This is a genomic window from Streptomyces sp. NBC_01012 (assembly GCF_045162755.1).
Lineage (GTDB): Bacteria > Actinomycetota > Actinomycetes > Streptomycetales > Streptomycetaceae > Streptomyces.
In genome coordinates, this window is record NZ_CP108688.1 from 6078911 (window position 1) to 6094146 (window position 15236).

The following is a 15236-nucleotide window of genomic DNA, read 5'->3' on the forward strand; positions in this document are numbered from 1 at the left end:
GCCTATAGCGGGGGCAGCGTGGGAAGACCGCCGCCTTCCACGGTCAGCGCGGAGCCGTCGCGGCGCCCGCAGAGCCAGCCGAGGATGTCGGCGGCCGTGCCCCGGACGGTGACCTGGGCACCATCGGCGCCGCCGCCCGTGGTCCACCGCAGGCCGTCCGGGGCGACCGCCGTCGTGCGGACGACGGCGGGGTGCCCGGCGAACCGGTCCGCCAGGAAGGCGTTCTCCCGGGTCACGAACTCCTCGGGCAGGTCCTCCAGCTCGTAGCCCACCCCCAGGTCGACGTGGTGCAGCTCGATCTCGATCCAGCGGCGGAAGGGGACCCGCGATGCCGAGTCCGTCACACCGTTGCGCAATGTCACCGTGCGTGACCAGTCGGCGGGTGTGTCGGCCACCGCGAGGAAGGCGGCACCGCTCGTGCGCAGATCGGCGAGCTGGGCGGCCAGGGGGCGGGGCGCGTCACGCTCGATGTCGGCGTCCCGGGTTTCGCTGTTCGCGTACATCGGGCGCCCCTGGAGAACATTTACGAGCGCGTCGGCGTTACGTGACAGGTGGGCAAGAACATGGCCGCGGCTCCAGCCCGGCAGACGCGACGGCTCGGCGACGACGCCGTCGTCCATGGTGCCCATGGCGCTGAGCAGTCGATCGGTCGCTTCACGTACAGCTTCCAGGTCGCGCGCATGATCAGTCATGGACCGAGCCTAGACCTCACCACTCGTTCGGGTGATGGAGTCTTCACTCGGCCGTAAATCGAATGCGCGTGCTATACGCTCGGAGTCGAAAGCTTCGTACATCGCTGTGGCGCCCCCCATACCCTGGGAGAGGGGCTCAGTTCCCCCATTTCTCTCCAGAAAGGTGCGGACCGGCGTGGCCGACCGTCTCATCGTCCGTGGCGCGCGCGAGCACAACCTGAAGAACGTCTCGCTCGATCTCCCCCGTGACTCCCTCATCGTCTTCACCGGGCTCTCCGGATCGGGCAAGTCGTCGCTCGCCTTCGACACGATCTTCGCCGAGGGCCAGCGGCGCTACGTGGAGTCGCTCTCCTCGTACGCCCGGCAGTTCCTCGGCCAGATGGACAAGCCGGACGTGGACTTCATCGAAGGCCTCTCGCCCGCCGTCTCCATCGACCAGAAGTCGACCTCGCGCAACCCGCGCTCGACGGTCGGCACCATCACCGAGGTCTACGACTACCTCAGGCTGCTCTTCGCCAGGATCGGCAAGCCGCACTGCCCCGAGTGCGGGCGCCCCATCGCGCGCCAGTCGCCGCAGGCCATCGTCGACAAGGTGCTGGGACTTCCCGAGGGCAGCCGCTTCCAGGTGCTCTCCCCGCTGGTGCGCGAGCGCAAGGGGGAGTTCGTCGACCTCTTCGCCGATCTCCAGACCAAGGGCTACAGCAGGGCCAGGGTCGACGGCGAGACGGTCCAGCTGTCCGAGCCGCCCGCGCTGAAGAAGCAGGAGAAGCACACCATCGAGGTGGTCATCGACCGGCTCACGGTGAAGGACAGCGCCAAGCGCCGGCTGACCGACTCCGTCGAGACGGCGCTCGGCCTGTCCGGCGGCATGGTCGTGCTCGACTTCGTCGACCTCGACGAGGACGACCCCGAGCGTGAGCGGATGTACTCCGAGCACCTCTACTGCCCGTACGACGACCTCTCCTTCGAGGAGCTGGAGCCCCGCTCCTTCTCCTTCAACTCCCCCTTCGGCGCCTGCCCCGAATGCACGGGCATCGGCACGCGGATGGAGGTCGACCCGGAGCTGATCGTCCCGGACGAGGACAAGTCCCTGGACGAGGGCGCGATCCACCCCTGGTCGCACGGGCACACCAAGGAGTACTTCGGGCGCCAGATCAGCGCGCTGGCCGACGCCCTCGGATTCCGTACGGACATCCCCTGGGCCGGACTGCCGCAGCGCGCCAAGAAGGCCCTGCTCCACGGCCACAAGATCCAGACCGAGGTCCGCTACCGCAACAGGTACGGACGCGAGCGCGCCTACACCACGCCCCGCTTCGAGGGCGCGGTCCAGTTCGTCAAGCGGCGTCACTCCGAGGCCGAGAGCGACTCCAGCCGTGAGCGCTTCGAGGGCTACATGCGCGAGGTGGCCTGTGCGGCCTGTGAGGGGACCCGGCTCAAGCCGCTGGTCCTCGCGGTGACGGTGATGGAGAAGTCCATCGCCGCGGTGGCCGCGATGTCGATCAGCGAGTGCGCCGAATTCCTCGGCCGGCTCAAGCTGAACGCCCGCGACAAGAAGATCGCCGAGCGGGTCCTCAAGGAGGTCAACGAGCGGCTGAGGTTCCTCGTCGACGTCGGCCTCGACTACCTCTCGCTGAACCGCGCCGCGGGCACCCTGTCCGGTGGCGAGGCCCAGCGCATCCGCCTCGCCACCCAGATCGGCTCCGGACTCGTCGGCGTGCTGTACGTGCTGGACGAGCCGTCCATCGGCCTGCACCAGCGCGACAACCACCGGCTGATCGAGACCCTGGTGCGGCTCCGGGACATGGGCAACACGCTCATCGTCGTCGAGCACGACGAGGACACCATCAAGGTCGCCGACTGGGTCGTCGACATCGGCCCCGGCGCCGGCGAGCACGGCGGCAAGGTCGTCCACTCCGGCTCGCTCGACGAGCTGCTGGCCAACAAGGAGTCGATCACCGGCCAGTACCTCGCGGGCCGGCGGATGATCGAGACGCCGGACATCCGGCGTCCCGTCGACCCCGGGCGCAGGCTCACGGTGCACGGCGCCCGGGAGAACAACCTCCAGGACATCGACGTCTCCTTCCCGCTCGGTGTGCTCACCGCGGTCACCGGTGTCTCGGGCTCGGGGAAGTCGACCCTGGTCAACGACATCCTCTACACCCACCTCGCGCGTGAGCTCAACGGCGCCAAGTCGGTCCCCGGGCGGCACACCAGGGTCGAAGGCGACGACCTCGTCGACAAGGTGGTCCATGTCGACCAGTCGCCGATCGGCCGTACGCCCCGCTCCAACCCGGCCACGTACACCGGAGTCTTCGACCATGTCCGCAGGCTGTTCGCCGAGACGATGGAGGCGAAGGTGCGCGGCTACCTGCCCGGCCGCTTCTCCTTCAACGTCAAGGGCGGCCGCTGCGAGAACTGCTCCGGTGACGGCACGATCAAGATCGAGATGAACTTCCTGCCCGACGTGTACGTCCCGTGCGAGGTCTGCCACGGTGCGCGCTACAACCGGGAGACCCTGGAGGTCCACTACAAGGGCAAGTCCATCGCCGAGGTGCTGGACATGCCGATCGAGGAGGGCCTGGAGTTCTTCGAGGCCGTCCCCACGATCGCCCGCCACCTGCGCACGCTCAACGAGGTCGGCCTCGGATACGTCAGGCTCGGCCAGTCCGCGCCGACGCTCTCCGGTGGCGAGGCGCAGCGGGTGAAGCTGGCGAGCGAGCTGCAGAAGCGCTCCACGGGCCGCACGGTGTACGTCCTGGACGAGCCGACGACCGGTCTGCACTTCGAGGACATCAGCAAGCTCATCTCGGTCCTCTCGGGCCTGGTCGACAAGGGCAACACGGTGATCGTCATCGAGCACAACCTCGATGTCATCAAGACCGCCGACTGGGTCGTCGACATGGGCCCCGAGGGCGGTAACGGCGGTGGTCTCGTCGTCGCCGAGGGCACCCCGGAGGAGGTCGCCGCGGTGCCGGCCAGCCACACCGGGAAGTTCCTCCAGGACGTCCTGGGGGCGGACCGGGTCGGGCGGGCCGCGGTGCCCCAGGCCCGTAAGGCCCGCAAGGCGCCGGCGAAGAAGGCCGTCGCGGCGAAGACGCCCACGGCCCGCAGGACCGCCACAGCGCGTACGGCGGGGAAGGCCGGGGCGGAGAAGGCCGGGGCGGAGAAGCCCGCGCCGAAGAAGGCCGCCCGCGCACGGAAGGCCTGACACCGTCCGGGCGGAGCGGCACCCTCACTCTCGGGGCAGCTCCGCCCGGAAGCCTCCCGGACCTCGCCCGTCCGCGAGGTCCGGGGCCGGGCGAAGGGCCGTCGCCTTCCGCCGGTATGGTCGGGTCTGTCGCCCGTGCCTTCAGGTGCGGCCCGTGCCCGGGATCCCCGGCACCCGGTGCCCCGGACGGTGACGGCGGCTCTCTGTCCCCCCGACCAGTGGAGACCGCATGCCCGGCCTGCCCGCCGCCCGCCGTACCGTCCTGAAGGGCGCCGCTCTCGCCGGTGCCGCCGGTCTGGGAGCGGCAGCCTGTTCGACCGATTCGAAGCTCGGCCACGCGAAGACCCCCACGCCCACCGCGCCCGTGGAGCTCGGCGCCCCCGACGAGGTCCCGGTCGGTGGGGCCAAGCTCTACCGCGAGCAGCGGGTCGTCGTGAGCTGCCCGGCCGCCGGGCAGTACAACGCCTTCAGCGCGCAGTGCACCCACGCCGGCTGCCTCCTGGACAAGGTCGAGGACGTCGAGGGCCACTGCCCCTGCCACGGCAGCCGCTTCGACGTGACCACGGGCAAGGTGGTGCACGGCCCCGCGACCGTGCCGCTGCCCTCTGTCCCGGTCAAGGTCGTGAGCGGGAAGCTGATCGCGGGCCCCGGAGCCTGACCCGGAGTTCTCCCCGGCCTCCCGCACCCCGGACATGCCGCTCTGTCACTGCCCGCAAGTAGGGTGTGAGACATGGCAGACCCCTCCAGCTACCGCCCCAAGCCGGGACAGATCCCCGACTCCCCGGGGGTCTACAAATTCCGCGACGAGCACCGCCGGGTGATCTACGTCGGGAAGGCGAAGAACCTGCGCCAGCGCCTGGCCAACTACTTCCAGGACCTGGCCGGTCTTCACCCGCGTACCCGCACCATGGTCACCACGGCCGCCTCCGTGGAATGGACCGTGGTCTCCACCGAGGTCGAAGCGCTTCAGCTGGAGTACTCCTGGATCAAGGAGTTCGACCCCCGGTTCAACGTCAAGTACCGCGACGACAAGAGCTACCCCTACCTCGCGGTCACGCTCAACGAGCAGTTCCCGCGCGTCCAGGTCATGCGCGGCGCCAAGAAGAAGGGCGTGCGCTACTTCGGCCCGTACGGCCACGCCTGGGCGATCCGCGAGACCGTCGACCTGATGCTCCGGGTCTTCCCCGTGCGCACCTGCTCCGCCGGTGTCTTCAAGAACGCCGAGCGGACCGGCCGCCCCTGCCTCCTCGGCTACATCGGCAAGTGCTCCGCGCCCTGCGTCGGGCGGGTCACCCCCGAGGAACACCGGGATCTCGCCGAGGACTTCTGCGACTTCATGGCAGGCCGCACCGGGACGTACATCCGCCGTCTCGAGAAGGACATGACGGACGCGGCCGAGGAGATGGAGTACGAGCGGGCGGCCAGGCTGCGCGACGACGCGGAGGCCCTGAAGCGGGCCATGGAGAAGAGCGCCGTCGTCCTCGCCGACGCCACCGACGCCGACCTGATCGCCGTCGCCGAGGACGAGCTGGAAGCGGCCGTCCAGATCTTCCACGTCCGTGGCGGCCGGGTGCGGGGCCAGCGCGGCTGGGTCACCGACAAGGTCGAGGCCGTCGACACCTCGGGCCTGGTCGAGCACGCGCTCCAGCAGCTCTACGGGGAGGAGTCCGGCGACGCCGTCCCCAAGGAGGTGCTGGTCCCGGCACTCCCCGAGGACCCCGACTCGGTGTCCCAGTGGCTCGCGGACCGCAGGGGGTCCCAGGTCAGCCTGCGCATCCCGCAGCGCGGCGACAAGAAGGACCTGATGGGCACGGTCCAGCGCAATGCCCAGCAGGCGCTGGGGCTGCACAAGACGAAGCGCGCATCCGACCTCACGACGCGTTCCCGTGCCCTGGAGGAGATCGCCGAGGCACTCGGTCTCGGGACGGCTCCGCTGCGCGTCGAGTGCTTCGACATCTCGCACCTCCAGGGTGACGACGTCGTCGCGTCCATGGTCGTCTTCGAGGACGGCCTCGCACGCAAGAGCGAGTACCGCCGGTTCCAGATCAAGGGCTTCGAGGGCCAGGACGACGTCCGCTCGATGCACGAGGTCATCGGCCGCCGCTTCAAGCGCTACCTCCAGGAGAAGGAGCGGACGGGGGAGTGGGAGGAGCCCCCGGCCCCCGGCGGCCCCGCAGGCGCAGCGACCACAGGCCCCGCCCCCGGCGGCCCAGCCCCCACAGGCCCCGTCCCCGCGGTGCCGGACGACATCCCCGGCCGGGAGGAGCCCCGCGAGGACGACGGCCGCCCCAAGCGCTTCGCCTACCCGCCCCAGCTCCTCGTCGTCGACGGCGGGCAGCCCCAGGTCGCCGCAGCCAAGCGCGCCCTGGACGAGCTGGGCATCGACGACATCGCCGTCTGCGGTCTCGCGAAGCGCCTCGAAGAGGTCTGGCTGCCCGATGACGACGACCCGGTGGTCCTGCCCCGCTCCAGCGAGGGCCTCTACCTCCTCCAGCGCATCCGGGACGAGGCCCACCGCTTCGCCATCACCTACCAGCGGGCCAAGCGGGCCAAGCGCATCCGCAGCAGCCCCCTGGACGACGTCCCCGGTCTCGGCGATACCCGCAAGCACGCGCTGATCAAGCATTTCGGCTCCGTCAAGAAGCTGCGGCAGGCGACAATCGACCAGATCTGCGAGGTGCCGGGCATAGGGCGCAGGACCGCGGAATCGGTGGCCGCCGCCTTCGCCCAGGCCGCCCCTGCCGCGCCCGCCGTGAACACCGCCACCGGAGAGATCATCGAAGAGGACGACGGGGGAAGCAGCACATGACCGAGCACGCGAACGAACACCAGGACGAACGCGGCCGAGCAGACGGAGCAGCAGACGTGAGTACGGGAAGCACCAAGGAGAAGGCCGAGGCCACCGCGCCCGCCATCCCCGAGCTGGTGATCATCTCCGGAATGTCGGGCGCGGGGCGCAGCACCGCGGCCAAGTGCCTGGAGGACCTCGGCTGGTTCGTCGTCGACAACCTGCCGCCCGCGCTGATCCCCACGATGGTGGAGCTCGGCGCCCGGTCCCAGGGCAATGTCGCGCGTATCGCCGTCGTCGTCGACGTGCGGGGCCGTCGCTTCTTCGACAACCTCCGGGAGTCCCTCGCCGACCTGGAGGCCAAGCACGTCACCCGGCGCATCGTCTTCCTGGAGTCCTCCGACGACGCCCTCGTGCGCCGGTTCGAATCGGTCCGCCGTCCGCATCCGCTCCAGGGCGACGGCCGCATCGTCGACGGCATCGAGGCCGAGCGTGATCTGCTGCGTGAGCTGCGCGGTGACGCCGACCTCGTCATCGACACCTCCAGCCTCAACGTGCACGAGCTGCGGGCCAAGATGGACGCCCAGTTCGCCGGCGACGAGGAGCCGGAGCTGCGGGCGACGGTGATGTCGTTCGGCTTCAAGTACGGCCTGCCGGTCGACGCCGACCTCGTCGTCGACTGCCGCTTCCTGCCGAATCCGCACTGGGTCCCGGAGCTCCGCCCCTTCACCGGGCTCAACGAGGAGGTGTCCGACTACGTCTTCGACCAGCCGGGCGCCAAGGAGTTCCTCAACCAGTACACGGAGCTGTTGCAGCTCATCGCCGCAGGTTACCGCCGTGAGGGCAAGCGTTACGTCACCATCGCCGTCGGGTGTACGGGCGGCAAGCACCGTTCCGTGGCCATGTCGGAGAAGCTGGCCTCCCGGCTGGCCACCGAGGGGATCGAGACCGTCCTCGTCCACCGGGACATGGGGCGAGAGTGAGCAGTCGCCATCTGCGTCAGCGCCGGCTGAGCAGGGCCACGGCCGCGCTCTCCGGCCGTAAGCGCGGCGCACAGCCCAAGGTCGTCGCGCTCGGCGGCGGCATGGGGCTCTCCGCCTCGCTCACGGCGCTGCGCCGGATCACCGGCGACCTCACGGCCGTGGTGACCGTCGCCGACGACGGCGGGTCCAGCGGCCGGCTCCGCGAGGAGCTCGGCGTCCTCCCGCCGGGCGACCTGCGCAAAGCGCTCGCCGCGCTCTGCGGCGACGACGAGTGGGGCCAGACCTGGGCCCAGGTCATCCAGCACCGCTTCGAGTCCAAGGGCGACCTCCACGAGCACGCGGTGGGCAATCTGCTCATCGTCGCCCTCTGGGAACAGCTGGGCGATCACGTCCAGGCACTCGACCTGGTCGGCAAGCTGCTCGGCGCGCACGGCAGGGTGCTGCCGATGTCCGCCGTCCCCCTGGAGCTCCAGGCGCTCGTGCGCGGCCATGACCAGGAGCGCCCCGATGAGACCGTCACGGTGCGCGGGCAGGCGACGGTGGCGCTGACCCCCGGCGAGGTGCAGTCCGTCCATGTCGTCCCTGTCGACCCGCCGGCGGTCCCGGAAGCGGTGGCCGCCGTGCTCGACGCCGACTGGGTGGTGCTCGGCCCCGGCTCCTGGTTCTCGTCCGTGATTCCGCACCTGCTGGTGCCCGAACTGCTCGACGCACTGGTCACCACGAAGGCGCGTAAGGTCCTCTCGCTGAACCTCGCACCACAGCCCGGTGAAACAGATGGCTTCTCACCGCAGCGTCATTTGGAGGTTTTGGGACGACACGCCCCTAAACTCGCCATGGACGTGGTGCTGGCCGACGAGGCCGCCGTGCCCGACCGCGAGTCCCTCGCCGACGCCGCAGAGCGGCTCGGAGCCGCGGTCGAGCTGGCCCCCGTGGCCTCACCCGACGGCGTTCCGATTCACGATCCGGAGCTGTTGGCCGCCGCGTACGACCGTATTTTTCGGATGCATGGAAGGATCGGCCCATGGCGATGACGCCAGCGGTGAAGGACGAAGTCTCTCGGCTTCCCGTGACCCGGACCTGCTGCAGAAAGGCAGAGGTTTCGGCGATTCTTCGGTTCGCGGGCGGGCTGCACCTGGTGAGCGGCCGGATTGTGATCGAGGCCGAGCTGGACACGGCCATGGCGGCCCGCCGGCTCAAGCGGGACATCCTCGAGATCTTCGGGCACAGCTCGGAGCTGATCGTGATGGCTCCCGGCGGACTGCGCAGGGGCTCCCGCTACGTCGTACGGGTGGTGGCGGGCGGAGACCAGCTGGCCCGCCAGACCGGCCTGGTGGACGGCCGCGGCCGTCCCATCCGCGGCCTGCCCCCGCAGGTGGTCTCGGGGGCCACCTGCGACGCGGAGGCGGCCTGGCGCGGCGCCTTCCTGTCACACGGCTCGCTCACCGAGCCGGGACGCTCCTCTTCGCTGGAGGTGACCTGCCCGGGTCCGGAGGCCGCGCTCGCCCTGGTCGGCGCCGCCCGCAGGCTCTCCATCGCGGCCAAGGCGCGGGAGGTGCGCGGCGTCGACCGTGTCGTCGTCCGTGACGGTGACGCGATCGGTGCCCTGCTGACCCGCCTCGGCGCCCATGAGTCGGTGCTGGCCTGGGAGGAGCGCCGGATGCGGCGCGAGGTCCGCGCCACGGCCAACCGGCTCGCCAACTTCGACGACGCCAACCTCCGCCGCTCCGCCCGCGCGGCGGTCGCCGCCGGAGCCCGGGTGGGACGCGCGCTGGAGATCCTCGGCGAGGAGGTCCCCGAGCACCTCGCGGCGGCCGGACGGCTGCGCATGGAGCACAAGCAGGCCTCCCTGGAGGAGCTGGGAGCGCTCGCCGACCCGCCGCTCACCAAGGACGCGGTCGCCGGCCGGATCAGGCGCCTGCTGGCGATGGCCGACAAGCGGGCCCAGGACCTCGGTATCCCGGGCACGGAATCGACGCTCAGCGAGGAGCTGGCCGACGGCCTCGTGAGCTGAGGGCGGCAGAAGAGCCCGGCTCGCCCCGGAGAGGGCGGCGCCCCCCCGCCCCGGGACCCGGCCTCGCGGGCCGGGCCCCGGAGACGGAGACCGTGCGGTATTCATCCGCCGGGTGCGGGAGTCATTCCACGACCGGTGGGGCGAGAAGTATTTCCGGATGATTTCGAGCGCCACCCCGCACAATTGAGCGGTTGCTCTCCGGGGGTTCACCCGATCGTGTGCCCGAAAGGGCGTACTCGCCCGGCGATTCCATCGAACGAGTGCCGGTCCGCGCAATTGAGCGTGATGGCCCGCAGCTGACCGCCGCGCACTTCGCCGAATGGGTCGTGGGGGCGGCTGTGGCTGTTTCCGCGGGGGTGGAACGCCGCTGGTCGGCCTCGCGCAGGTGACGCCCGGTGATGGTGTGCCGTCGGCCGTCCGTGCGCCGCAAGGGCGCCCGCCCCGCCGGGTGTTGACGCTTGGTGACCGTGTCGCGGAGGGTGGTCGCCCCGATGGTCCGGCCTACCGGAATCCCTTACTCCTACTGGTCGGTAAGGAGATCCCTATTCGTACCTCGGCTCTCGATGTCACTCCGGGGCCTTCGGAGAGGTAGGGTCGGAGGCGGTCGGGGACATCCCTAATAAAACTCGCCGGCATCGAAACCGGCGTTCCTAACGAGGAGATCGGTTCGTGACGATCCGCGTAGGCATCAACGGCTTTGGCCGCATCGGTCGTAACTACTTCCGCGCGCTGCTGGAGCAGGGTGCGGACATCGAGATCGTGGCTGTCAACGACCTGGGTGACACTGCGACCACGGCTCACCTGCTGAAGTACGACACCATTCTGGGTCGTCTCAAGGCCGAGGTCAGCCACACCGCCGACACCATCACCGTCGACGGTCACACCATCAAGGTGCTCTCGGAGCGCAACCCGGCCGACATCCCCTGGGGTGAGCTGGGCGTCGACGTCGTCGTCGAGTCGACCGGCATCTTCACCAAGAAGGCCGACGCCGAGAAGCACATCGCCGGTGGCGCCAAGAAGGTCCTCATCTCGGCTCCGGCCAAGGACGAGGACATCACCATCGTGATGGGCGTCAACCAGGACAAGTACGACGCGGCCAACCACCACGTCATCTCCAACGCCTCCTGCACCACCAACTGTGTGGCGCCGATGGCCAAGGTTCTCGACGAGAACTTCGGCATCGTCAAGGGCCTGATGACGACGGTCCACGCGTACACGAACGACCAGCGCATCCTGGACTTCCCGCACTCGGACCTGCGTCGCGCCCGCGCCGCCGCCGAGAACATCATTCCGACCACGACGGGCGCCGCCAAGGCGACCGCCCTGGTCCTCCCGCAGCTCAAGGGCAAGCTCGACGGCATCGCGATGCGCGTCCCGGTCCCGACCGGTTCCGCCACCGACCTGGTCGTCACCCTGCAGCGCGAGGTCACCAAGGACGAGGTCAACGCCGCGTTCAAGAAGGCCGCGGACGACGGCGACCTCAAGGGCTTCCTGACGTACACCGAGGACCCGATCGTGTCCTCGGACATCGTCGGCGACCCGTCCTCCTGCACCTTCGACTCCTCCCTGACCATGGTCCAGGAGGGCAACTCGGTGAAGATCCTCGGCTGGTACGACAACGAGTGGGGTTACTCCAACCGCCTCGTCGACCTGACCGTCTTCGTCGGCGGCCAGCTCTGATCCTAGGATCGGCAGGCATCCAGGTGTGATGCGAGGGGCTCGGACGGCGCGACGCGGCGCCGTTCGGGCCCCCTCGCATGCTCATCCGTCCTTCCAAGGAGTATGGGAACAGAGATGAAGACGATCGACGAACTTCTCGCCGAAGGGGTCGCGGGCAAGCGGGTATTCGTCCGCGCCGACCTCAACGTGCCGCTGGACGGCACCACGATCACCGACGACGGCCGCATCCGCGCCGTCCGGCCGACGGTCGCCCGGCTCGCCGCGGCCGGTGCGCGGGTCATCGTCGCCTCGCACCTCGGCCGCCCCAAGGGCGCCCCGGACCCGGCCTTCTCACTGGCCCCGGCCGCCGCGCGCCTCGGTGAGCTGCTCGGCACGGAGGTCGCCTTCGCGACCGACACCGTCGGCGAGTCCGCCCGCGCCACGGTCGCCGCCCTCACCGACGGCCAGGTCGCCGTCATCGAGAACCTCCGCTTCAACGCCGGTGAGACCTCGAAGGACGACGCCGAGCGCGGCGCCTTCGCCGACCGTCTCGCCGAGCTCGCCGATGTGTATGTGGGTGACGGCTTCGGTGCCGTCCACCGCAAGCACGCCTCGGTCTTCGACCTCCCGGCCCGGCTGCCGCACGCGGCCGGCGATCTGATCGCCACCGAGGTCGGCGTCCTCAAGAAGCTCACCGAGGACGTCACGCGCCCCTACGTCGTGGTCCTCGGAGGCTCCAAGGTCTCCGACAAGCTCGGCGTGATCGACCACCTGCTGGAGAAGGCCGACCGCATCCTCATCGGCGGCGGAATGGCCTACACCTTCCTCAAGGCCCAGGGCCACGAGGTCGGCAGCTCCCTCCTCCAGGAGGACCAGATCCCGGCGGTGCTCGGATACCTCGAGCGCGCGAAAGAGAGGGGCGTGGAGTTCGTGCTCCCCGTCGACGTCGTCGTCTCGGAGCAGTTCCCCGACCTCAAGGCCAAGACCCCTGGCCACCCCGCCACGGTCGCCGCCGACGCCATTCCGGCCGGTGTGATGGGCCTGGACAACGGCCCGGAGACCAACAAGCTCTACGCATCGAAGCTCGCCGACGCGGCCACCGTCTTCTGGAACGGCCCGATGGGCGTCTTCGAGCACCCCGACTACGCCGAGGGCACCAGGGCGGTCGCCCAGGCCCTCATCGACTCCGATGCCTTCACCGTCGTCGGCGGCGGTGACTCCGCGGCCGCCGTCCGCATCCTGGGCTTCGACGAGAACGCATTCGGCCATATCTCGACCGGTGGCGGCGCCAGCCTCGAATACCTCGAGGGCAAGACGCTTCCCGGCCTCGCCGCACTGGAGGACTGACCTTTCATGACTGCTACCGCACAAGGCCGTACCCCGCTCATGGCGGGCAACTGGAAGATGAACCTCAACCACCTCGAGGCCATCGCCCACGTCCAGAAGCTCGCCTTCGCCCTGGCCGACAAGGACTACGAGGCCGTCGAGGTCGCCGTCCTGCCGCCCTTCACCGACCTGCGCTCCGTGCAGACGCTGGTCGACGGCGACAAGCTGAAGGTCAAGTACGGCGCCCAGGACATCTCGGCCCAGGACTCCGGCGCGTACACCGGTGAGATCTCCGGCCCGATGCTCGCCAAGCTGAAGTGCACCTACGTGGCCGTCGGCCACAGCGAGCGCCGCCAGTACCACGGCGAGAGCGACGAGCTCTGCAACGCCAAGGTGAAGGCCGCCTACAAGCACGGCCTGACCCCGATCCTCTGCGTCGGCGAGGGCCTGGACATCCGCAAGGCCGGTGACCAGGTCTCCTACACGCTGGCGCAGCTCGACGGCGCCCTGAAGGACATCCCGGCCGAGCAGGCCGAGTCCATCGTGATCGCCTACGAACCGGTCTGGGCCATCGGTACCGGCGAGGTCGCCACCCCCGAGGACGCCCAGGAGGTCTGCGGCGCGATCCGCGGCAGGCTCGCCGAGCTGTACTCGCAGGAGCTGGCCGACGCGGTCCGTATCCAGTACGGCGGCTCGGTGAAGTCCGGCAACGTCGCGGCCATCATGGCGCAGCCCGACGTGGACGGCGCCCTCATCGGCGGCGCCGCGCTCGACGCCGACGAGTTCGTCAAGATCGTCCGCTTCCGCGACCAGTGAGTATGCGGTAGCGCGGATCCGTCGTACCCTTGCGGGGGCCGAGGGGGGTCTACCCCCGGGCCCCCGCTGTTCGTACATGCAGTCCAAGGAATTCCGGAAAGTAGGGACCAGCCGTGGTTTTGGCGTTCGAGATCGCCCTGATCGTCTTCAGCCTGCTGCTGATGCTGCTGGTGCTGATGCACAAGGGAAAGGGAGGCGGCCTTTCCGACATGTTCGGTGGTGGAATGCAGTCCTCCGTGGGCGGCTCGTCGGTCGCCGAGCGGAACCTCGACCGCATCACCGTCGTGGTCGGTCTGGCCTGGTTCGCGTGCATTGTCGTCCTTGCTCTGCTCATCAAGCTGGACAGCTGACCGGGCGTTCGCGATTCCCGGTGACGGTGTAACTCCTTTCACTGGACGCGCGTTGGGCCTTACGTAGACTGGGGCATCTTCGAGCACCATCACGCAGGGAGTTACGACCGTGGCAAGTGGCAACGCGATCCGGGGAAGCCGGGTCGGAGCGGGGCCGATGGGGGAGGCCGAGCGAGGCGAGTCCGCCCCGCGCGCCCGCATCTCCTTCTGGTGCTCGAACGGGCACGAGACGCAGCCGAGCTTCGCCCATGACGCGCAGGTACCGGAGACCTGGGACTGCCCGCGCTGCGGCTTCCCGGCCGGACAGGACAGGGACAGCCCGCCCGCCCCGCCCCGCACCGAGCCGTACAAGACGCACCTGGCGTACGTGCGCGAGCGGCGCAGCGACGCGGACGGCGAGGCGATCCTCGCCGAGGCCCTCGCGAAACTCCGCGGCGAGATCTAGGTGTATTGACCCGCAGCGTTGTTCACTCGGCTGATCGGGGGTTGGCCTCCGAGTGCGGTGTGGCAGCGGTGGTGGTTGTAGGTGTGGAGGAAGTCTGCCAGGGCTGTGGTCCGTTCGTCATTTGACGTGTAGGGCCGTTGGTAGGCCCATTCGTCGGCGAGGGTGCGGTTGAAGCGTTCGACTTTGCCGTTGGTCTGGGGCCGGTAGGGGCGGGTGAGTTTGCTGGTCGCGCCGAGTTCGGCCAGGGCGGCCTTCCAGGCCAGGCCCTTGCGGTAGGCCCAGGCGTTGTCCGTGAGGACTCGTTCGATGCGGGTGATGCCCTGACTGTGGAAGAAGGCGGCCGCGCGGGTGAGGAAGCCCGCGCAGGTCGCGACTTTCTCGTCCGGGTGGATCTCGCTGTAGGCCAGGCGGGAGTGGTCGTCCACGGCGGAGTGGACGTAGTCGAAGCCCATCTGGCTGCGGGTGGCCCGGCCGGCCTGGCGGCCCAGGACCTTGTGGCCGCCGCCGTCGGGGATCCGGCCGAGCTTTTTGACGTCGACGTGGATGAGTTCGCCGGGCCGTTCACGTTCGTAGCGGCGGATCACCGTGCCGGTCGGCCGGTCGAGCCAGGCCAGCCGATGGAGTCCCTGGCGGGTCAGGATCCGGTGGACCGTCGAGGCCGGGAGGCCCAGGATCGGGCCGATCCTGGCCGGTCCCAGTTTGCGGGACCGCCGCAGGTCGCAGACCTGCGCCTCGATGGCGGCCGGAGTCCGGTGCGGTGTCGTGAGTGGGCTGCTGGAGCGGTCGTGCAGGCCAACCTCGCCTTCGGCCCGCCACCGCCGCATCCATTTGTGGGCCGTGGCCCGCGATATGCCCATCTCGGCTGCGACATGGGCGACCGGGCGGCCCGAGCAGACCCGCTCGACCAGCAGGCGCCTACCGAAAACGGTCAGCCGGGCATTACGGTGGGACACGAAGA

Annotated in this window: 13 protein-coding genes; 11 read left to right on the forward strand and 2 right to left on the reverse strand. The window is 69.7% G+C overall.

Annotation, left to right across the window (positions count from 1 at the left end; all coding sequences use genetic code 11):
- Nucleotides 1-2 precede the first annotated feature (2 nt).
- Nucleotides 3-692, reverse strand: coding sequence for a maleylpyruvate isomerase family mycothiol-dependent enzyme (locus tag OG623_RS27315; protein ID WP_406150040.1), 690 nt, complete (start codon nt 690-692; stop codon nt 3-5).
- Nucleotides 693-867: 175 nt separating this feature from the next.
- On the opposite strand from OG623_RS27315, the gene uvrA reads away from it, so the two are divergent.
- The 11 genes from uvrA to OG623_RS27370 all read left to right on the forward strand — a co-directional run bounded on the left by uvrA (nt 868) and on the right by OG623_RS27370 (nt 14278).
- Nucleotides 868-3900: an excinuclease ABC subunit UvrA gene (uvrA, locus tag OG623_RS27320; RefSeq protein WP_406150042.1), complete on the forward strand. Its 3033-nt coding sequence runs from the start codon at nt 868-870 to the stop codon at nt 3898-3900.
- Between the two features lie 229 nt (nt 3901-4129).
- Nucleotides 4130-4558 carry a Rieske (2Fe-2S) protein gene (locus OG623_RS27325; RefSeq protein WP_406150044.1) on the forward strand — a complete coding sequence of 143 codons (429 nt, stop codon included), beginning with the start codon at nt 4130-4132 and terminating at the stop codon, nt 4556-4558.
- Nucleotides 4559-4630: 72 nt separating this feature from the next.
- Nucleotides 4631-6709 (forward strand): excinuclease ABC subunit UvrC, encoded by a 2079-nt coding sequence (gene uvrC / locus OG623_RS27330; protein ID WP_406150046.1) that lies wholly within the window; start codon nt 4631-4633, stop codon nt 6707-6709.
- On the forward strand, nt 6706-7671 hold the full coding sequence (rapZ, locus tag OG623_RS27335; protein WP_406150048.1) for an RNase adapter RapZ: 966 nt from the start codon (nt 6706-6708) through the stop codon (nt 7669-7671). The genes uvrC and rapZ overlap by 4 nt, the downstream gene beginning before the upstream one ends.
- Nucleotides 7668-8702, forward strand: a complete 1035-nt coding sequence (gene yvcK / locus OG623_RS27340) for a uridine diphosphate-N-acetylglucosamine-binding protein YvcK (RefSeq protein WP_406150050.1) — start codon at nt 7668-7670, stop codon at nt 8700-8702. Before rapZ ends, yvcK begins: the two co-directional genes overlap by 4 nt.
- The gene (whiA, locus tag OG623_RS27345) at nt 8693-9682 is read left to right on the forward strand and encodes a DNA-binding protein WhiA (RefSeq protein ID WP_362887330.1); all 990 of its coding nucleotides are present in this window, start codon (nt 8693-8695) and stop codon (nt 9680-9682) included. Before yvcK ends, whiA begins: the two co-directional genes overlap by 10 nt.
- A gap of 669 nt (nt 9683-10351) precedes the next feature.
- Nucleotides 10352-11362, forward strand: a complete 1011-nt coding sequence (gap, locus tag OG623_RS27350) for a type I glyceraldehyde-3-phosphate dehydrogenase (protein ID WP_406150052.1) — start codon at nt 10352-10354, stop codon at nt 11360-11362.
- Nucleotides 11363-11476: 114 nt separating this feature from the next.
- Nucleotides 11477-12688 carry a phosphoglycerate kinase gene (locus tag OG623_RS27355; protein WP_406150053.1) on the forward strand — a complete coding sequence of 404 codons (1212 nt, stop codon included), beginning with the start codon at nt 11477-11479 and terminating at the stop codon, nt 12686-12688.
- Nucleotides 12689-12694: 6 nt separating this feature from the next.
- Nucleotides 12695-13483: a triose-phosphate isomerase gene (tpiA, locus tag OG623_RS27360; protein WP_406150055.1), complete on the forward strand. Its 789-nt coding sequence runs from the start codon at nt 12695-12697 to the stop codon at nt 13481-13483.
- 113 nt (nt 13484-13596) lie between these two features.
- Complete coding sequence (gene secG / locus OG623_RS27365; protein ID WP_014156893.1) at nt 13597-13833, forward strand: preprotein translocase subunit SecG; 237 nt, start codon at nt 13597-13599, stop codon at nt 13831-13833.
- Nucleotides 13834-13942: 109 nt separating this feature from the next.
- Complete coding sequence (locus OG623_RS27370; RefSeq protein ID WP_099176117.1) at nt 13943-14278, forward strand: RNA polymerase-binding protein RbpA; 336 nt, start codon at nt 13943-13945, stop codon at nt 14276-14278.
- On the opposite strand, the gene OG623_RS27375 is transcribed toward OG623_RS27370, so the two are convergent.
- Nucleotides 14275-15231: an IS481 family transposase gene (locus OG623_RS27375; RefSeq protein ID WP_406146123.1), complete on the reverse strand. Its 957-nt coding sequence runs from the start codon at nt 15229-15231 to the stop codon at nt 14275-14277. The genes OG623_RS27370 and OG623_RS27375 overlap by 4 nt on opposite strands.
- Nucleotides 15232-15236 lie beyond the last annotated feature (5 nt).

Bases quoted from the DNA above. Each gene is read 5' to 3' on its own strand.
- tpiA (WP_406150055.1), top strand. From the start codon at position 12,695: ATGACTGCTACCGCACAAGGCCGTACCCCGCTCATGGCGGGCAACTGG.
- OG623_RS27325 (WP_406150044.1), top strand. From the start codon at position 4,130: ATGCCCGGCCTGCCCGCCGCCCGCCGTACCGTCCTGAAGGGCGCCGCT.
- OG623_RS27315 (WP_406150040.1), bottom strand. From the start codon at position 692: ATGACTGATCATGCGCGCGACCTGGAAGCTGTACGTGAAGCGACCGAT.
- uvrC (WP_406150046.1), top strand. From the start codon at position 4,631: ATGGCAGACCCCTCCAGCTACCGCCCCAAGCCGGGACAGATCCCCGAC.
- rapZ (WP_406150048.1), top strand. From the start codon at position 6,706: ATGACCGAGCACGCGAACGAACACCAGGACGAACGCGGCCGAGCAGAC.
- OG623_RS27355 (WP_406150053.1), top strand. From the start codon at position 11,477: ATGAAGACGATCGACGAACTTCTCGCCGAAGGGGTCGCGGGCAAGCGG.
- whiA (WP_362887330.1), top strand. From the start codon at position 8,693: ATGGCGATGACGCCAGCGGTGAAGGACGAAGTCTCTCGGCTTCCCGTG.